At 62.6% G+C, this 18,589-nt stretch carries 20 protein-coding genes and 1 other RNA gene; 16 read left to right on the forward strand and 5 right to left on the reverse strand.

Annotated elements, in window-relative coordinates:
* The 8 genes from trbL (at position 1) to J5J06_20140 (ending at position 6,661) form a co-directional block, all read left to right on the forward strand.
* Positions 1-1,014: a P-type conjugative transfer protein TrbL gene (gene trbL, locus J5J06_20105; protein ID MCO6439400.1), complete on the forward strand. Its 1,014-nt coding sequence runs from the start codon at positions 1-3 to the stop codon at positions 1,012-1,014.
* Positions 1,011-1,790: a conjugal transfer protein TrbF gene (locus J5J06_20110; GenBank protein ID MCO6439401.1), complete on the forward strand. Its 780-nt coding sequence runs from the start codon at positions 1,011-1,013 to the stop codon at positions 1,788-1,790. Before trbL ends, J5J06_20110 begins: the two co-directional genes overlap by 4 nt.
* A complete protein-coding gene (locus J5J06_20115) occupies positions 1,774-2,871 on the forward strand; it encodes a TrbG/VirB9 family P-type conjugative transfer protein (protein ID MCO6439402.1) in 1,098 nt (365 codons plus the stop codon). The genes J5J06_20110 and J5J06_20115 overlap by 17 nt, the downstream gene beginning before the upstream one ends.
* A gap of 6 nt (positions 2,872-2,877) precedes the next feature.
* Positions 2,878-4,080 carry a hypothetical protein gene (locus J5J06_20120; GenBank protein MCO6439403.1) on the forward strand — a complete coding sequence of 401 codons (1,203 nt, stop codon included), beginning with the start codon at positions 2,878-2,880 and terminating at the stop codon, positions 4,078-4,080.
* Positions 4,081-4,108: 28 nt separating this feature from the next.
* On the forward strand, positions 4,109-4,411 hold the full coding sequence (locus tag J5J06_20125) for a DUF2274 domain-containing protein (protein MCO6439404.1): 303 nt from the start codon (positions 4,109-4,111) through the stop codon (positions 4,409-4,411).
* Positions 4,412-4,707: 296 nt separating this feature from the next.
* Entirely contained in the window at positions 4,708-4,968 is a 261-nt protein-coding gene (locus tag J5J06_20130) for a hypothetical protein (GenBank protein MCO6439405.1), read from the forward strand.
* 46 nt (positions 4,969-5,014) lie between these two features.
* Positions 5,015-5,353, forward strand: coding sequence for a helix-turn-helix domain-containing protein (locus J5J06_20135; protein MCO6439406.1), 339 nt, complete (start codon positions 5,015-5,017; stop codon positions 5,351-5,353).
* 3 nt (positions 5,354-5,356) lie between these two features.
* Entirely contained in the window at positions 5,357-6,661 is a 1,305-nt protein-coding gene (locus J5J06_20140) for a tyrosine-type recombinase/integrase (protein ID MCO6439407.1), read from the forward strand.
* An 84-nt stretch (positions 6,662-6,745) separates the two neighbouring features.
* Here J5J06_20140 and ssrA read toward each other — a convergent pair.
* Positions 6,746-7,093: a transfer-messenger RNA gene (gene ssrA / locus J5J06_20145) on the reverse strand.
* Positions 7,094-7,657: 564 nt separating this feature from the next.
* The gene (locus J5J06_20150) at positions 7,658-10,120 is read right to left on the reverse strand and encodes a hypothetical protein (GenBank protein ID MCO6439408.1); all 2,463 of its coding nucleotides are present in this window, start codon (positions 10,118-10,120) and stop codon (positions 7,658-7,660) included.
* 304 nt (positions 10,121-10,424) lie between these two features.
* On the opposite strand from J5J06_20150, the gene J5J06_20155 reads away from it, so the two are divergent.
* Positions 10,425-10,910: a hypothetical protein gene (locus J5J06_20155; protein MCO6439409.1), complete on the forward strand. Its 486-nt coding sequence runs from the start codon at positions 10,425-10,427 to the stop codon at positions 10,908-10,910.
* A gap of 166 nt (positions 10,911-11,076) precedes the next feature.
* Here the strand turns inward: J5J06_20155 and J5J06_20160 are convergent, their stop codons facing one another.
* Both J5J06_20160 and J5J06_20165 read right to left on the reverse strand, forming a co-directional pair.
* Positions 11,077-11,514 (reverse strand): hypothetical protein, encoded by a 438-nt coding sequence (locus J5J06_20160; protein MCO6439410.1) that lies wholly within the window; start codon positions 11,512-11,514, stop codon positions 11,077-11,079.
* Positions 11,515-11,547: 33 nt separating this feature from the next.
* Positions 11,548-12,693 carry a cysteine desulfurase gene (locus J5J06_20165; protein MCO6439411.1) on the reverse strand — a complete coding sequence of 382 codons (1,146 nt, stop codon included), beginning with the start codon at positions 12,691-12,693 and terminating at the stop codon, positions 11,548-11,550.
* 264 nt (positions 12,694-12,957) lie between these two features.
* Here J5J06_20165 and J5J06_20170 point away from each other — a divergent pair, with 264 nt between their 5' ends.
* The 3 genes from J5J06_20170 (at position 12,958) to J5J06_20180 (ending at position 15,716) form a co-directional block, all read left to right on the forward strand.
* Positions 12,958-13,932 carry a hydroxyacid dehydrogenase gene (locus J5J06_20170; GenBank protein ID MCO6439412.1) on the forward strand — a complete coding sequence of 325 codons (975 nt, stop codon included), beginning with the start codon at positions 12,958-12,960 and terminating at the stop codon, positions 13,930-13,932.
* Between the two features lie 191 nt (positions 13,933-14,123).
* On the forward strand, positions 14,124-14,933 hold the full coding sequence (locus tag J5J06_20175) for a hypothetical protein (protein MCO6439413.1): 810 nt from the start codon (positions 14,124-14,126) through the stop codon (positions 14,931-14,933).
* A 246-nt stretch (positions 14,934-15,179) separates the two neighbouring features.
* On the forward strand, positions 15,180-15,716 hold the full coding sequence (locus J5J06_20180; protein ID MCO6439414.1) for a hypothetical protein: 537 nt from the start codon (positions 15,180-15,182) through the stop codon (positions 15,714-15,716).
* Here the strand turns inward: J5J06_20180 and J5J06_20185 are convergent.
* The gene (locus J5J06_20185) at positions 15,703-16,254 is read right to left on the reverse strand and encodes a DUF2179 domain-containing protein (GenBank protein MCO6439415.1); all 552 of its coding nucleotides are present in this window, start codon (positions 16,252-16,254) and stop codon (positions 15,703-15,705) included. The two genes, J5J06_20180 and J5J06_20185, sit on opposite strands and share 14 nt — an antisense overlap.
* A gap of 213 nt (positions 16,255-16,467) precedes the next feature.
* Here J5J06_20185 and J5J06_20190 point away from each other — a divergent pair, with 213 nt between their 5' ends.
* From J5J06_20190 to J5J06_20205, 4 genes are all read left to right on the forward strand, one after another.
* The gene (locus J5J06_20190) at positions 16,468-16,821 is read left to right on the forward strand and encodes a hypothetical protein (GenBank protein ID MCO6439416.1); all 354 of its coding nucleotides are present in this window, start codon (positions 16,468-16,470) and stop codon (positions 16,819-16,821) included.
* Positions 16,822-16,919: 98 nt separating this feature from the next.
* The gene (locus tag J5J06_20195; GenBank protein ID MCO6439417.1) at positions 16,920-17,273 is read left to right on the forward strand and encodes a hypothetical protein; all 354 of its coding nucleotides are present in this window, start codon (positions 16,920-16,922) and stop codon (positions 17,271-17,273) included.
* Positions 17,274-17,333: 60 nt separating this feature from the next.
* Positions 17,334-17,687: an HPr-rel-A system PqqD family peptide chaperone gene (locus tag J5J06_20200; GenBank protein ID MCO6439418.1), complete on the forward strand. Its 354-nt coding sequence runs from the start codon at positions 17,334-17,336 to the stop codon at positions 17,685-17,687.
* Positions 17,684-18,589, forward strand: coding sequence for a hypothetical protein (locus J5J06_20205; protein ID MCO6439419.1), 906 nt, complete (start codon positions 17,684-17,686; stop codon positions 18,587-18,589). Before J5J06_20200 ends, J5J06_20205 begins: the two co-directional genes overlap by 4 nt.

An 18,589-nucleotide genomic window follows, 5' to 3' on the forward strand; every position in this document is an offset into this window, starting at 1 on the left:
ATGACCGCCATCAACGAAACGCTTCAACAGTATCTCGACGCCATCGACTCCGGCTTTGGGTTGATCGGCGACGACGTCTCCTGGCTGTTCAACACACTGTTGATTCTCAACATCGTGATCGCGGGCTTGTTCTGGGCGTTCAGCGATGATCAGGTCCTCGTCCCCATCATCCGCAAGGCGCTCTACGTCGGCATCTTCGCCTGGATTATCCAGAACTGGTCGCAGCTTGCCGACGCCTTTGCCCACACCTTCATACTCTTGGGAGCCAAAGCCGGTGGGGGCCGTGTACACGCCGACATTCTGCTCAACCCGGGTGCCATCGCCGACCGCGGCCTCGTAACCGCCACGCCGATGATGCAAGCCGTCAGCGACCTTTCCGGGCCGGTGGGTTTTTTTGAGAACTTTCCCGAGATCCTTCTTCTTACACTGGCCGCCCTGGTGGTTATTGTGGCGTTCTTCTTCATTGCCGTTCAAATGGTCATGGCCATCCTCACGTTCAAGCTCGGCACCTTGGTAGCCTTCGTACTTCTCCCTTTCAGCTTGATGACGCACACGACCTTCATCGCCGAACGGCCGCTCGGCTGGGTGGTCACCGCCGGGGTACGCTTCATGTTGCTCACCCTGGTCGTCGGCCTGGGCGAATCACTTTTCGGCCGACTGCAAATCGATCCCCAACAGGTCACCGTCCGCGTGGCGCTGGATATTGCCTTGGGAACCATTGTCCTGTTGGCCCTCGCTCTCACCGCCTCGCGGCTGGCGACCGATCTGGCCACGGGTACACCGCGGCTGGGAGCGCTGGACGCCGGCGTCGCCTTAAGCGGGACGGTGCTCGCCGGCGCCCTCGCCGCCAGACAGAGTTTCAATGTCGTGCGACACGCCGCTAGCGCCGCCAAGCTCGGCGCAGTGAAAGCCGCGTCGGCCATGCGATCACGCACCGAAGAAAAACCAACGGCGCAATCCGAGTCGCCGAAAATTGAACTTCCCGCCGTCAAGCCGGACAAGGAGACCCCATGAGCACCTTCAAACGCCAGACCAGCTACGGCGTCCGGCGCGACGAACCCGCGACGCTGTCTCCGTACGACCGGGCCCGCCGCGAATGGGACAACCGCATCGGAACGGCCCGCGTTCAGGCCTTGCACTGGCGCGTCGTGGCCATTCTCTCGCTCGTTGGTGTCATCGCTCTGGCCGCGGGACTGGTGCACGTCAGCGCCAACAAGGAAGTCAAAACCTACGTCATCGAACTCGACGGCCTCAAGCAGCCTGCCCGCATCACATTGCTGGACCAAAAGTACGAGCCTAGATCGGCCCAGGCCGGCTACTTCGTGGGTCAAGTGGTTACGCTCGTACGTACCAGACCACTCGATCCGGTCGTGGTGCGCGAGAACTGGAAGAAGGCCTACGGGTTCCTCGCTGCCGAGGCGATCAGCACCATGAACGCGTACGCGACGGCCGATCCGCCGATCGGCACCGTCGAGGGACGGCCGTTGGCCCGCACCGTGTCCATCAGCAATGTGCTTCAGAAGAGCCGTCGCACCTATCAGGTTCGGTGGCTGGAGACGAGCTACGTCGGCGGCGTCCCCCAACGGCCGCAGAGTTACACCGGCCTGTTTGAGATCGAGGTGATGCCACCGCGAGATGAGGCGGAGGTGTTCCGCAACCCGCTAGGCATCTACGTCGTCGCTTTCAGTTGGAGCAAGGAGTTCACCGACCCGGTGATCGCTGACGCCGGCCCCATCGCGCCACTGCCCGGCATCGAACATACGGAGATTGACGATGAATCGAACGACTAAGTTACTTGCCATCACAACCGTGCTTTGCGCGACGGCAGGCTGCGTGCTTTTTTCACCGCGGTCGCCATACGACAACGTGACCCCGTACCGAAGCCCCTATGCCATGGAACTTGAGAACGCCAACAGGCCGCGTCCGGCCGCTTTGCCTGCGGCCGCGCCCGTTCTCACCGATCAAACGTCAGGCGAAAAGCCGGAGATTCCCCTGCGCCGTCCGCTTCCCACGCCGGCGCCCTCGACCTCAGATCCCCAAGTCACGGCGCCTCCGGCGTCGGAGATCATCGAGGGCGCTCGCAACAGTGCCACGCAGCACCCATCCGAAAAGCACTTCATCAACGCTGTACAGGTGTACGACTTCGTTCCGGGCGCCGTCTACGAAGTCATCACCGCCCCCGGATTCGTCACCATGCTCTATCTTCGACCAGGCGAAGAGTTGAAACACCTCGCCGCAGGAGACACCAGCCGCTGGTTGATCGACACCGTCGCCGCCGGCGATGCCGATTCCCGCGTCAACGGACTGTCATCAGACGATCACGTATCCGTCGCCGGACGCGTATCGGTGTTGATCAAGCCCCGATTCCCGCTCCTGCAAACCAATCTGGTCATCGCCACAAACGAGCGAATCTATCTCATCGATCTGAGAAGCCAGGAACAAACGTACCACTCGGCGGTCGAGTGGACGTATCCCAGCTCTCCGACGGTCATTCACGCTGAAAGCGTGTCACGCGAACGGCAACCCACGGCCCGCAAGAACGGGGTACGCAACTACCTCTATTCTTTGAAAGCGCCGCGCGGCGGGCTTCCCCCGTGGGCTCCGCAGGCTGTCTACGACGATGGGCACCGTGTCTACGTGGAGTTCGACCCGTCCATCGACGATCACGAGCGGCCGCCCCTCTATCTACTCGACCCTGACGGAATGGCACGGATGGTCAACTACCGAACGGAATCGAACTACTACGTCGTCGATCGGCTCTTCGATCGTGCCGCTCTGCGCATCGGCAGCCAACGCGTGGTCATCGAGCGGGTTCGACCTCGACCCAACGCCTACAAGCAATATCCGCGAATCAACTACACGAGGAAGTAATCATTCATGGAAGAGCACTCAGACCCGACTCCAAAGCGCCCCGCTGATCAGGTTCTCCGGGCCTATTCGCCACGCCCCGGCGTGCGACGGCTGAACCGGACGGCCCTGGCCCTCATCTTCCTCGGCGTCGGCCTGCTCTTTGGCGGTCGGATGATCCTGGGCCTGTTCAGCCGCTACGCAGAGCAAATAAGGCAAGAGGAGCGCGAACGCGCCCGCCTGCGACTCCCGGACGACGCGCTCGAAAGAGGCGTCGTTGGCAAACTGCCCACTGACTACACTTTCACGATCGCGCCGCCCGCGCCGCCACCCGAACCCGAGCCTCCGAAGGAAGAGAAGGCGCCGGAGCCGCCTCCCATCGATCCTGAGCTACTCAAGCAGCTTGAAGCCCTTCGTCGCGAGCAGGAGGCGGCCCTCAATTCGCCGATTCAGTTTCCGAGCGTGAATCCCATGCGTCCCGATGCGGCATCGGGCAGCGGCTCGAATAGTAATCGAGACTTCGCCGACGTTCCCGCAGCACCCAACTGGGAGCATCAACGCGAGCTTCCGTACGACGCCCGCCAGCGAGAGTTTTTCGGCGATGCCACCCACGTCCAGCCGTATGTCCGATCACCCTTTCTACCACCCCGTTCGCCGTATGAAATCAAGGCCGGAACAATCATCCCCGCCGCCCTCGTCACGCCAATCAACAGCGACTTGCCCGGCGATGTCATCGGCCAGGTGACCGTCAACCTCTACGACACGGTGACCGGCAGGTATCTGCTCATCCCACAGGGCTCTCGACTCATCGGCCGCTACAACAGCGAGGTCCTCAATGGCCACGACCGCGCGCTCATCGCGTGGCAACGGCTCATCCTACCGAACGGATACTCCATCGTGTTGGAAGCCATGCCCGGAACCGACGCTGCCGGTGTCGCCGGCATGGCCGACCGCGTGGATTGGCACGCCGAGCAGCTGGTCGGCGCCACCATGCTCTCCACGCTCATCGCACTCGGCGGAAATCTTGCCGCCGGTGTCGATCGCAACAGCCGCGAACTCTCGGTTGTCGCCGAGACCGTTGCTCAGGACGCCTCGCGCGTCGGACAACGCGTGGTCGATCGCAAGCTCGATCGCCAGCCCACGATCATCGTCCGCGCGGGCACGCCATTCAACGTGCTCGTCAACAAAGATATCGAGCTCGCCCCGTACGAACCCGTAATCACTCGACGCTAGAGCGTGTTGATATGGTAGGAGGACAATAATGAAAACGAACATCGCTCTGCCGCCGTTTCACATCACCGAGGTCACACGCTTTACGGTCGAGGCCGACCACGAGCTGACCCAGAACCTGCGCCGCTACCAGGCGTTCTACAAGGAAGCCTACGGCGCCACCGTCACCGAAGCTAAACTGCTCCGGGAGATGGCTCGCCGCTTCATGGCCAATGACCCGGATTTCCAGGGGACAGGGCAGAAGCGACGGCGAACGAGACGCAAACCGGCCGTAGTGCCGTCCCAAGAACCGAGCAACAACGGAAAGCTGGACCTTCGTGGACCGGCGAAATGAGAGATGGCGAATCACCGCGTCACGAACGTGCTACGCGCTGCCACCGCTGTGTCCTGTGCCAACCACAAAGTCGACTTGGAAGACGTTGAAGCCCGTGCCCAAACGAACCGCGAAGAGCTTCTACTGCGCCTGCCGTTACTGCACCGCCAAGTGGTTTTGCGACCGGCGACCGCAGTGCTGTCCGCGTTGTGGAAGCACCGAGTTTTTGACGACCCGTGCGAGCAGGCCGTGGCAACGCCGGTTTCCAGCGAAGCCGAAGTTGAGTTAGTCGAGAGCCGAGTCGGAGGTACCAGAACATGAGCCAAGGGAAGCCACCCATCAAGGAGTTTCGAGCGGGGACGATCGTCGCCACGATTTGGACCGACGCTGCGCCGCCATCCGGCCGGCAATCTGCGTCGTACAGCATCCGAATCCAAAAGCGCTACCGCGACGATCGGGACGGACAGTGGAAGACCACGAGCTATCTTCGTCCGGACGAGCTGCCCAAGCTCGCCGTCGTCGTCTCCCGCGCCTATGAGTTCTTGATCCTCCGGGAATCGGAAGAGGCTGGGACGTGAACGGCGAACGACCACTCGGCCAAGCCACGCGACCGGAGCTCTGCCCGTGAACGACCGATCAACGGAGTCGGCCTCGATCAGACACCGGGCAGGCGGAACATCGCGTGTTGCGGATTCAAACGCGACGGATCTGGACGCCACCCGCGTCGAACTCGCCGACCTGATGGATCCTTGCTCCTCTGCAGAACTCGCCGCCGTCCTCGGCAAGTCGCCCAAGACCATCGTGGACTGGTGCCAGGAGCGAGACTACACTTTGATCCCGTGCTTCAGGCTCGGCAACCGGTGGTACCACCGGAAGGCCGAGTTGATGCGCTGGTTGAACGGGATCAAGAGTGGTCAGGTCGAGTTTCGCCGTAAGCCTCGCAACTCCGCGGAAAGGAGATGAGGCATGGCGAGAAAGGAGAAGAAACCACCAAGCAAAAGGCTCAAAACCGAGCGAGTGGGCAGCGTATCGCTGGTCCTCACGACACGGAGCCCGTACTGGTGGATGTACTGGACGGAGCGGACATTTAAGGACGAAGCCCATCCGAACGCGAACTCGTCCCGAGTCGAAAGGTGGGCGAGCACGCGCGAGACGGATGTTGCCCTTGCAAGGATCGTCGCCGCGAAGAAGAACGAACAGCTCTTTACGCGGAAGCGGTTCCCGGAACTCGCCAGCGAGGCCGAAGTCCGGTTTCCGTTGAAGCCGTTGATCGATGACTTCGTGGCTTACCTGGGCGAACTCGGGCGAACGCACGATCACCGCAAGAACATCCAAGGTCGTCTCGGGTTGCTGGCAACCTGGATGGCGCGCAAGGGACTGCTGAACGTGCAGGATATCACGCCGGGATTGCTTGCGAGGTTCCAGCGATACCTGCGTGACGAACGAGGGACAAGCCCGGCCACCGCCAATCACTACATCACGGCGGTGCATAACTTCTGGGGCTTTGCGGCGTTCAAGCGTGGCGCTGTCAAAGGTAAGAACCCAGCGGCCACGGGCAGACAGGCGGTGCTCGACAAGTTGCCGTCCCGGTCGGTTCCCCCGCCGACGATCTATCCGGATCAGGTCAACGCCATTGTCGAGAAGGCGGTAGCCAATGACGATCGGCAGATCGCGAACTTGGTAGTGTTCGTTTGCGAGGGAGGGTTCCGATTCCAGGAGCTTCAGTTCCTCCAGGTCGGCGACATCAACCTGGTCCGTCGCGAGATCCTGCTAGACATCAAGAAGCCGGATCTTAAGCGCGTGCGGAAGGAGCTTCGCAAGCGGTGCCTAACGGCCGAGGGCTTCTGGGTGCCGAAGACGCGAGCCAGCCGGCGGCCGGTGCATGTTACCGATCGCATGGCCAGGGTCATCGGGTCGATGGGATTGGGCGACGCTTCCGACTGGGTGTTCATGAACTCAGCCGGAAACCAGATCGCCCAGAACAAGACGCTTGATCGACTCAAGGCGTATGCGGTGGAAGCTGGAGTCCTGGTTGTTACCAAGCGCGAGCGTGACGTTAAGACGTCGGCCATCCGCTGGCACTGGCTTCGCCACTACCACCGGACGCGGGCGCACGTGAGCAAGATTCGCCGTGAGGTGTCCAAGCTTGCGATGGGACACGCCGCGGACGGCATCCACGACCACTATCGTGGCCTGGATCTTGATGCGTTCCACGACGAGTACGCCAAGTTCGACAGCGGCCTCGACGACCGCCTGCTCGAAGCGAAATGAGCCTGACGACAACCCCCGATTTGCGTGTACTCTGCGTGTACTCCCTATCTTGACACCTTAAGTCATTGTCAAATAAGGACTTACAAATGGAGGCGGGGGGAATCGAACCCCCGTCCCGCGACGGTTCCAGAAGCGCTTCTACGTGCGTAGTCGGTCGTTTGGTTCTCGGGTCCTCAGACGCCGATCGACAGGCTTCGTCGGACCCCAGCCTGATGTTGGTTCGCCGGCCGACGATCAGGCGGCACCGGTCGGCTAGCCCACTGGTTTTCGCTGCAGGCCCTAGCGGGCGTCAGACCTGCAACGCACCGCCTAATTAGGCGGCCATGGCATAGGTGTTGCCAGTTACAGTTTTGCCAGGTGTTTTACGAGGCCCCCTGACAACCTCGGCACGCCACGATTCCTTCTCACGCCCGGTCGAATCCGATCGCCCCCGAGCATTCCAACAGCAGCATTATAGTCGGCGCTTTGAACGGCGGACATCCGCTGTTCAGGGAAATCGCCGGCCGATCAGTCCATGCGGAGGACAGATGGCGGCGGGGGTCCTCGCCCGGCAGCCAACACGATGCCCTCCATAGATAATAACGCGCATGGGCGCGCGCTCCATTGCGCGCTAGAGAGTGAGCGCCCGACAATGAGGCGCTTTGTATTTAATCGAACGCTCAACTTAAAATATCAGTGAAAATGACATAATCGCGTTGTAGATTGATCGTCTTGCCGCCGGGAAATGAGCCGGGTGTGTAGCGATTTGCGGCGCAGGGTAGGTGGGATTAAGTCGGGTGGATCTCGACGGCGGCAAGAGCGGCAAGCAATCACGTGGAGCGGCCGGAGTGTCTCCAAGCGTCGCTTGTTTCGGGTACGTCCGCGCAGGCTGAAGCCTGCGGCTCGCTGCAACTGTCACCTTCTCCACGCGTGGTCATGTCGAAGGACTACCGCGCATGGGGGAGCGGTGAGGCCGTTTATCCCGCATTTGACCGGATGCTCAAGGCTCGGCCGTTGTCACGAGCCGAATGCGTTCTGGAATTCCGCGAGATCGTAAAGGTCCACGTCCCCGTCGATATCGAAATCGAAGATCTCGCATGTTTCTTCCAACGGGCTCCCGGCCGACCCGAAACATCCCTGCATGGGAAAATCCATACCGCCTGACGATGGTGCGCTGAAGTCGTCGAGGTCGAGATCGCAGTCGGCATCGTAGTCGCCCTTGTGGCCGGAACAGCCGGTGCATTGCCAGCGAGCCAGGTAGGCCGAGACCTGATCTCCGGCGGTGGTGAAACTACCACCGACATAAAGCGTGGGCCCCGAGCCGTCGTCAAATACAGTGAGTGCACTTACCGTTCCGTTCACTCCCGCTCCTAGGGCCGACCAGGTCGAGCCGTCCCATTTGGCGATTCCATTCGCGCTTATCCCTCCGGCCGTGTTGAAATCGCCCCCTGCGTAGAGCGCCGGACCGCTCCCATTATCGAAGACCGTGAGGGCGCGGACGCCATAGAAATTATTATCTATCCCCGTCCCCAGTGGCGACCATGTGGAGCCGTCCCACTTGGCGATGTTGTTGGCGCTGACTCCCCCGGCATAGGCGAACCGGCCCCCCGCATAGAGCGCCGGTCCGCTGCCGTCATCGAAAACAGTCAGGGCGTAGACATCGGCACTGGGGAAACCGCCAATTCCCAGCCCCAGGACCCGCCAGCTTGAACCATTCCATCGAAGGATGCCGAAGGGGTACATCGCGCCGGCCACGTAGAGCGCCGGCCCGCTTCCGTCATCGAAGACGGTCAGGGCGTAGATCAGGTGAGCATAGGGGGCTGGAATTTCCGCTTCCAGGGGCGACCAGTTCAAGCCGTTCCACCTGGCGATGTTTTCGGCGATGACTCCACCGGCGGTACCAAAGTACCCTCCTGCATACAATGCCGGGCCGCCGCCGTCGTCGAAGACAGCTAGCGTCCGGACCCATTCGTTCATCCCTGTCCCCAGGGTCGACCAGGTCGAGCCGTTCCACTTGGCGATACGGTTCGCGCTTACCTCTCCGGCGGTTGTGAAGTAGCCCCCCGCGTAAAGCGCCGGGCCACCGCCGTCGTCGAAGACGGCGAGCCTCAAGACCCAGTCGTTCAACCCGGTCCCCAGGGATGACCAAGTCGAGCCGTTCCATCTGGCGATCCGATTCGCGATAACTGCTCCGGCGCCAGTGAACTTTCCCCCCGCGTAGAGCGCCGGTCCGGTGCCATCATCGAATTCGGCCAGGGCCACGACCGAATCGTTCATTCCCGTCCCCAAGGCCGACCAAGTCGATCCGTCCCATTTGGCGATTCCTTTGGCGTTTGCTTCACCGGCGCTGGTGAACTGGCCTCCCGCAAACAACGCCGAACCGTTGCCGTCGTCGAAGACAGCGAGAGCGTAGACATAAGGGTAGGATTCCTCCGACACCCCTGCGTCGAGGGCCGACCACGTCGTGCCGTCCCACTTGGCGATGTACTGGGCGGTGACTCCACCGGCAGTACCAAAACCCCCTCCTGCGTACAATGCCGGTCCGCCGCCGTCGTCGAAGACGGCGAGTTCCCCGACACCGCCGTCTGTTCCCGTACCCAGGGTCGACCAGTTCGAGCCGTCCCACCTGGCGACGTTGTTGGCGCTCATCCCCCCGGCCGTGGTAAAGAAACCCCCCGTATACAGCGCAGGTCCTCCCCCGTCATCGAAGACGGTGAGAGTACTGATCGTGCCGTTCAACCCAGTCCCCAAGCCCGACCAGGTTGATCCGTCCCATTTGGCGATTCCATTGGCGCTTATCCCTCCGGCCGTGTTGAAATCGCCCCCTGCGTAGAGCGCCGGACCGCTCCCATCATCGAAGACCGTGAGGGCGCCGACGCCATAGAAATTATTGTCTATCCCCGTCCCCAGTGGCGACCATGTGGAGCCGTTCCACTTGGCGATGTTGTTGGCGCTGACCCCTCCGGCGGTTGTAAAAAGGCCCCCTGCGTATAATGCCGGCCCCGATCCGTCATCGAAGACGGTCAAGGTCGAGACATAGCCGTCGGTTCCCGTTCCGACGGGCGACCACGCCGAGCCGTCCCACTTGGCGATATGGTTGGCGCTCACCCCTCCGGCGGTCGTGAACGATCCCGCGGCATAGAGCGCCGGACCGCCGCCGTCATCGAATACGGCGAGGGCGCCGACGTAGTTGCCTATCCCCGTTCCCAGGGTTGACCACGTCGAGCCGTTCCAGGCGGCAATGTTGTTCGCCACCACATCGCCCGCGACCGTAATTTCCCCGCCGACAACGAGCAATTCCGGCTGTCCTCCGGGGCCGTCGGGATCGTAGGCGGTCATGGCGAGGATGGTGAAGTTAACTCCCGGTACGCCCTCTCCCGGGAGCCACTGGCACTCCGCGTGCGCCGGCGCGGATGCCGAAGCTGCAAAGATTATCAGCAATAAAGCCGATGCGAAACGCCGGCCGGCCGCTCGATCCATCCGGATGCCTCTTGTTAGCATCGCCTTGCCCCTCTTTGATGCCCGCGCGGTATTCGGATTGCAGGGCTTCCGTAGAATACCCGGAAAGCCATCGCCGGTACAAGCTAAAGTTCACTTAACTGATTGGGGCCGTGGGGCGGCACCATTCGAAGTGGTTGTCGTCGGCCTGGGACGGAACTCGGCGTTGATGCCGGTGGAACTCGACCGGCCGAAGGGATCGTGGTAAAGATCACCAGGCGGGGCGGTCTGTCTGCCGGCCGCGCGGAAGTAAAGGTCCTAGGGTCATTTCTGTGGGAGCGAAGTCATGAAGGGTGTATTCGGTCTGATGGCCGGGCTGGCGTTGTTGGCGTTCCTGGGTGCCTCGTGGCTTTCGCGGGAGAGTATGCGTGATCACGGTCGGGCGATCGCGGTGGCGTTCGGCGCGCCGCACGACGGGAAGATCGAGGTTCACCTGGGCGTGCCGCCGGGCGTGATCATCGTCGATCCGCCGGATAGAGACCAAGAGAAGCGGATGACGTGGAACGAGTGGATCGACGCGCACTACAAGCTCCAGAAGAAAGACGGGACGCCGGTGCGGCTGAAGAAAATGGGGACCAGCGGGCTGTTCGTGGGTGAGCCGGCGGGAGGCGCCCCGGAGTTCTGCGTTATGGGCGAGATCGAGCAGGGGCAGGACTACGCGTTCGACTTCAAACCCAAGATGCACGAGAAGAATGTGTATCGGTATGAGTTCACGGCTCCGACGGAGGAGGTGAAGGTGAGCCGGCCGAATTTCGAGTTGGTGACGGAGTAGGGAGGGGATCAAGAGACGAGGTCCCAGAGGAGCGACCGCTTGGGCCCCAAGCGACAACGCACCCACGAGGCGTGGGCGTGGGCTCCGAGGGAGAACATGGCCGCAAGCGCGGACATGGTGATCGACGGTGCAATAATGGTGCGTCAGGAGAGGCTGTTTGCGAAAGCTACGACGACTGAACAGATCGTTCCAATCGGAGCACCCATACGAGTGCGACGAGAGCAACTATCAGTCCGACAAGAATAAATCCCCAGATGATCAGGCGCACCCATTTGGGCCCCAGACGGAGCTTCCATGGCATTGCTGGGTACTGGGCAATCGTAATGGCTACCAAGATTGGAGCGACTGCAAGCACAAAGCCCAGGTTCTCGAGCTTCTTGGACTTGGAGTCGGAGTGGGTAAACGTTGCGTACACACTCAGGATGATACCGACCAATATGCACGCCAGCCATAGTGTGAAGCAGATCCAGAACATGGCCCGCTTGCGGGTGAGGACACGGTTCCTCCTTTGGGCGTACGGCAACTCCGCGCGGTTTTCTCGTTCATCAACAGCGCCTTCATTCTTGGCAGCAGGCGTGAGGGAGTTGTTGGCATTCTGATTCATTGAGAATTGGTCCGCACGGCGGACCCTACGAAGTCATCTCTTTACCCTTGTCCCCTCGTGCAGTTGCGTCACGGCCGCGATGAGCATTTGCGCAGCCGCTTCGATTTCGGAATCCGTGGTCGGGGAGCCCACGCTCAGGCGGACCATGCCGCAGGAGACGTCCGGCGGGACGTTCATGGCGGTGAGCACGTCGGAGTGGGATTGGGCGCCGGCGTGGCAGGCCGCACCGGTGCTGGCGCACAACTCCGGGCAGCGAGCGAGCACGTCCGCGCCGTAGCAATCGCGGAATCCGACGGCCAGCGTATTCGGCAGGCGGTGCTCGGGATGGCCGAGCAGGACGACGTCATCGCCCAAGGCGGCGCGAAGGAGATCGAACAGGTTGTCGCGCAGCGAGCGCAGGCGGTCGGCTTCGTCGAGGCGGTCGATGGCGAGATCGGCGGCGGTCCCGAGGGCGACAATGTTGGCCACGGGCTCGGTTCCGGCGCGCCGGCCGCCTTCGTGTCCGGCGCCGTGGTGGAGGGGTTCGATCTGGATGCCGCGGCGGATGTAGAGGGCGCCGATGCCGGGCGGGGCGTAGAGCTTGTGTCCGGCGACGGAGAGGAAGTCGACGCCGAGTTCGCTTACGTCGGTGGGAATCTTGCCGCAGGACTGGGCGGCGTCGGTGTGCATGAGGACCTCGCCTTCGCGGGCGATGGCGGCGATCTCGGCGATGTTCTGGATCGTGCCTACCTCGTTGTTGGCGTGCATGACGGAGATGAGAATGGTCGTGCCGCGGACCTCGCCGGCGATGGTCTGGGGATCGACGAGGCCGTGGGCGTCGACGGGGACGACGGTGATCTCGTAGCCGAGCTGCTCCAGATAGTGACACGGGTTTGACACCGCGGGGTGCTCGACGGCGGAGATGATGATGTGCTTGCCGCGGTCGCGGAGGGCGTGGGCGACGCCCTTGATGACGTGGTTGTTGGCCTCGGTGCCGCCGGAGGTGAAGACGATTTCGTCGGGCTCGGCGCCAAGCATGGCGGCGAGCTGGCGGCGGGCGTCGTCGACGGCGCGGCGGAGGGGTCGGCCGGCGGCGTGGGCGGAGGAGGGGTTGCCGTAGTGCTCACCGAGCCAGGGAAGCATGGCATCGCGGACCTGGGGGTCGAGCGGGGTGGAGGCGTTGTAGTCGAGGTAGATCATGGCGGAATCCTGCGAATTCTGGCAGCGGTACCCGGTTCCGGCGGACGTGGGCATTGTACGAGGATTTGGGAGAAACGTCCGCGCGGGCGCGCCGGGAGCTACCGCGCAGGCTTCAGGCCTGCGGCTCGCTGAAGTCCGGCGGCACGGTTCTTGCAAGAAGATGGTTGCGGCGTTGGTGCCTGTGGAGTTCGGCGGCGGACGTGGAACGATGCGGCGCGGCGGGGAGTCGCCCGCGCCCGTCTATTTGCGGCGGAGGATGCGACGATGAAGGTGCTCATTGCGGACAAGTTCGAGGCTCACGGCGTGGATGCGCTGAAGGCGGCGGGATGCGAGGTGCTGGTCGATTCCGAACTGAAGGACAAGGCGCTGGCGGAGGCGATCAAGAAGCACACCCCGCAGGTGCTGGTGGTCCGCAGCACGAAGGTCACGGGCGACATGTTCGATAACGGCTCGAGCCTGAAGATGGTGGTGCGGGCCGGGTCGGGATACGACACGATCGACGTGAACGCGGCGACGGAGCGGGGCGTCCGCGTGACGAACTGCCCGGGGATGAACTCGGTGGCGGTGGCGGAGTTGACGCTGGGGCTGATGATCGCCCTGGACCGGAAGATCGTGGACGAAACGGATGATCTGCGACGGGGGGTCTGGAACAAGAAGGAATACAGCAAGGCCCGGGGACTCAAGGACAGCACGCTGGGGATCGTGGGCCTGGGGCGCATCGGGTACGAGGTCGCACGGCGGGCGAAGGCGTTCGAGATGAAGCTGCTCTACTGCGACGTGATCGCCCGGCCGGAGGTCGAGAAAGAGCTGGGCATGCGGCGGGTAACGTTTGAGGACATCCTGCGGGAGTCCGATTTCGTAACGGTGCACGTGCCGGGCGGTGGTGATACGAAGCACCTGATCGGGGCGAAAGAGCTGGCGACGATGAAGCCGACGGCGTTCGTGCTGAATTGCAGCCGGGGCGGGGTGATCGACGAGACAGCACTGGGCGAGGCGCTGAAGTCGAACAAGCTGGCGGGCGCGGCGCTGGACGTGTACGAGATCGAGCCCGGGGCGAACGACAAGGAATTCAAAGACCCGGTGGCGAAGGTGCCGCATCTGTACGGGACGCACCACGTGGGGGCGTCGACGGAGCAAGCGCAGAAGGCGGTGGCCGACGAGGCGGTGCGGATCATCAAGACGTACAAGGACACCGGTCAGTTCTTGAACTGCGTGAACATGCCCAAGGCCGGGGGGTGATTTCGGCGCGGGCGAAAAGCCAAGCGGGCGAGCGGCGGCGCGACGTATTGAACGCGGTTGCCCGTTCGCGCGCAGGGCATCCCAAGTCCGACAATTTCTGTTTGTCCCAATCCTGCGATTCGCCGTTAAGATTTCCGCGGTGGCGCGTGCAGGGGGCGCCTGCGCGCGGAGTCTTGTGACACGGTGGATCCTTGAAGCTCGGCATTCTTACCAGCATTGATACGCGGCATCGGTACTCCGCGCGGGCGCTGTGCGAGCAATTGCCGGTCGTGGCCGTGGCGTACGAGGAGACCGGCTACAGCCCGGCCGACGTGCGTCTTGACGAGCTGACGGAGCGGGAGCGGGCCATCGTAAAGGAGCACTTTGCAGAGCGCGGGCGGCAGGAGGAGCGGTACTTCGGGCACAACGCTACTTTTCTTGAAGATGGTGGAGGATGCGCCGCGCGGCGGTTGTCGCCGGGGACGTTGAACTCGCCGGAGACGCTTCGGTTCCTGGAGGAGGCGGGGGTCGATACGGTCGTGGTGTACGGGACGAACCTGGTTCGGCCGCCGCTGCTGGGGCGCTGGCCGGGGCGAATGATCAACCTGCACCTGGGGCTCTCGCCCTACTACCGGGGTACGGCGACGAATTTCTATCCGCTATTGAACGAGGAGCCGGAGTACGTGGGAGCGACAGTGCACCTGCTGGACGCGGGGATCGACAGCGGGCCGATTCTGCGACACGCCCGGCCGGAGATCGTGGCGGGCGACCGGCCGCACACGATCGGGTGCAAGGCGATTCTGGCGGGGATTGAAGCGATGATCGGCGTGCTGCGTGAACTCGACGCCGGTCGCATCGAGCCGGTGACGCCCTGGGCGGTGGCGAATCCGCGGCTGTATCTGCGGAAGGACTACCATCCGCGGCAGGTGGTGGAACTGTATCGGAAGCTCGATGCGGGGTTGATCGAGCGATACGTGGAAAGGGCGGAGGAGGTGGCGCCGAGGGTTAAGTGGGTACCCTAGAATGCAAAGGGGGACGGAACGCTGCCATCAAAGGTCTTGAGCTTGCCAGCCGGGAACTTCATGATGCGTTGGTCCGCCAAGATGAAGGGTCCGAAACCTCAAACGGGTGAGAAGCCGGATGAGGGCATTCCGTCATTGTGCCCCGAGTGCCTTTACGACTTGACGGGTCTAGGAAGGGGTTTGGTCCGCTGCCCAGAGTGCGGGAAGAACGTTGAGCTCCCACTTCCTTCGGTATCGTCGAGGCAAATGGATAATGTTCTTCGGGTGCTGGAGTCGTCGCCTGTGCTTTGTGTCGCGTTATTCCTGGCGGCGATGCTTTTTCAATTAGACTATCCAGTTATGCAATTGGGTCCATTTGCCGGGAAGAACGAGATTCTATTGCTGGTAATCTGGGTGATCGCGGTAGTGCGTAACACGGTGGATGTTGGAGTTCCTCAGCAGAGGATTCGAACATTGGCATGGTATCACTTGGCCGGTGTTGCAGGCTTTCTTGGCGTCATCGCCCTTTGGATCGGGGCGGGAGCCTTTCTGGTGGTCCTTTGGGGACCACTGAATTCTAACGCGCCCAACGAACCTGTTGGTTCAATGTTGTTATTGGGATTGGCGGCTGCTGCTACTGCTACGGTTCTGTTGGCGGTCATTGTGCCCATTATTTATCGGAAGGCGAAGGCCGCGCAACGGGTGTCCGATTTGCCGAAGGCTCTGAAGTTGATCCGTCGAGAGCTGCTGCGGAAGCCGGGGAAAGCGCACCGAGACAAGGGCGAGTCTCCTATTTCTTCTTGAGCACCGCTCGCCAGCCGGTTGCCGTGGGGTGGATCGGCGCCGGTTGGGAAGCGAGGCGAATGTCGTCCACCATGTAGAAGCACCCCGGGTCGGCCTGGGCGGCTTCGCGGAGCAGGCGGGGGGTGAGGCGCCGGCGGGTCTCGATAAAGAGCAGGCTGACGTGACCCTCGCGGCCTTGGCCCTCGAAGGTGGTCACGAGGTGTCCGCGATCGCGCAGTAGCGCAGCCAATTCGGCGCCCCGGTGTGAGAAGACCCGGACGACTTGCCGGCCGAAGGCCACGTATCCTTCCAGCTTCACGCCGATGTAGTTTCCGCAGGCGAATCCAAAAGCGTAGGCCACGATGTAGAAGGGGGATTCGAGGTTGTTGAGCACCTTGGAGGCCGCCAGCACCCAGATGAGCACCTCGAAGAACCCGAGCATCCAGGCCAGGAACGCCCGTCCCTGGACGACACTGATGGTGCGCATGGTGCCGAGGCTGACGTCGCCGATTCGGGCGAGCACGATCAGGAAGCATGTCACAATGACTTCAGTATTCATGAATCACCTTGGGCATCTCGAACGCCAGGACATCCGGTCAGTGCAAGGCTGACAGGCAAGGCGGAGGCCGTCAATACGGCCGGGGCAATTCGCGCGAAGCGGGGAATCAAGCCGTCGACAAGCGCTGGGGCGTCAGCGTTCACGCGATTGATGGGGGACGCGCTCGATTTCGACGTGGCGGACTCCGATAAAGCGCGGGGGATGATTGCGCCCATGACAGAAGACGCGAACAGTGAGATGAAGGGGAATGGCGGCCAGTCGCCCGTTGGGGATAACCCGCGCCCGCCTGGGGCGCGCCCTCATGACGATGCTGGAAACAAGCCTGCTACCTCGGAGGAGCGTGCCGACCGGGACGAAACGCGACGCGAGATTGTCGCGGCGGGGATCAAGCTGGCGTTCGTGACGCCACTGGTATCGTCCTTCCTGGCCCGGGATGCCCAGGCCGCGGGGAGCAACCACAGCTGCTATCCGGCGGGGGCGGCGTGCGGCGGTGGGAAAGCCGAGCCTTGTTGCCCCGGCCTGTTCTGCATCGCTGATATCGATTCCGGTGAAGATATCTGCGGTTGATCGCCTCGATCGGGGGCGCCGCTTCTGCCCGGCTTACTCTGTTAATTTCACGTCCGAGAATCATCATCCGATAGGACCGGGGACGGAGGTATGCGCGCATGGCGCCCGAGGAGACCGACCAATCCATGAAGACCGCCGGGCACAGCTCGGGTGCGGAGGGTGCACCTTCGCCGTCGGATTCATCGGCGAATTCTGCGCCGGCTTCGGTTTCCGGTGAGGCGATGTCGCGCTGGGGGGAAGCGCGGCGGGAGATTGTCGCCACGGGCGTCAAGTTGGCGTTCGTGACCCCGCTGATCACGACCTTTCTGGCGCGGGACGCGCAAGCGGCGGGGAGCAACCACAGTTGCTATCCGGCGGGAACGGAATGCGGCGGAGGGACGGCCGAGCCTTGTTGTCCGGGCACGACTTGCAACCCGGATGGTACGTCGAGCACCGGATCCCGATGTTCGTAGTCGGCTCCGGGGCAATGGATGAGCGAAAGCAGGACGCAGCAGGGAAAGTGAATCAGGGTAATGAAACGAGCGGGCGTTGAATGGGATGACACGCGCGTTCACGGAGGAAGCGTTGATGGTCAAGGAGGAGTTTGGCGCAGGCCGTGCACTCGAGCCGACCTGGTGGTCCACGAGCTTGACGGGGAAGCGTTGGTATATGACCCGCGCACGGCGGACACGCACCGGCTGAACTCGACGGCGTTCCAGGTCTTTCGATTATTGGACGGGACGCGTTCGACGACGGACGTTGCGCGGGTTCTGACCACGCTGTATGACGTGGCGTACCGCGATGCGCTGGAGCATACGCGGCGCGTGCTCACGGAAATGGAGCGTCTGGCGCTTCTGGATGGTGCTCCATCGAAGCAGATGGCATGACACACCTGCGAGATCATTCCCGGGGCACGCGGCAATTCCAGGTGGGCGTTGTACCCATTTCGGTGAGCAGCGATCAGAGCACAGTGCTTGCCGATTACGCGGCGCTTTATGCGCCGTTTCGCGTTGAACGCGTGGGCGAGGCGCCGATTCGGGTGCGTGTGGATTACGCTCGGCGGGGGCTGCTGCACCGCGCTCGCTACGTGGTGACGGTCAATGAGCGTCGGCAGTTCGAGCCGGCGCGACTGGCGGAAGTGATTCCCTATCTGGATTGGGCAATCAACTGGGAGGTGCCACGGGCGTTTCCGAATTGCCTGCATCTGCACGCGGCGTCGATGGCGTGGGATGGAGCGGGACTGATCCTTCCGGCACTCTCGGGCAGCGGGAAATCGACGCTGGCGGCCGGTTTGCTGAAACGCGGCTGGCAGTACTTATCCGACGAGTTCGCCATCATCGATGCCGAGACGCAGGCACTGCAACCGTATCCGCGGGCGATCTGCATCAAGAAGCCTTCCATCCCGGCCGTTGAGCAACTCGGGCTGCCGATCTTCGAGCGACGGTACTACCTCAAGGGGGCCAAGGGATACGTGGGTTACATCCGCCCCGGAGACGTGCGTGGAGGTGCCGTCGGCGGTTCCTGCCCGGTGCGGTACATCGTCTTTCCGCGCTACGTGGAGGGGGCGGAACCGACGCTGGTACCGATCGGCCGGGCGGAGGCGGCATTCGCCCTGCACGAGGTGTGCTTCAACCTGTTGACCTGCCGCACACTGGCGCTGGACGTAATTGCCGGGCTGGTACGCGGTGCATTCTGCTATCGGCTGATCGCCGGTGATCTGGGCCGAACGTGCGATGTCCTGCGGCGGCTCGTGGAAACCGATGCGGCGGCCCATGCCGTGAGCGCTTGA

Source organism: Phycisphaerae bacterium (assembly GCA_024102815.1).
Classification (GTDB): Bacteria; Planctomycetota; Phycisphaerae; order UBA1845; family UBA1845; genus JAGFJJ01.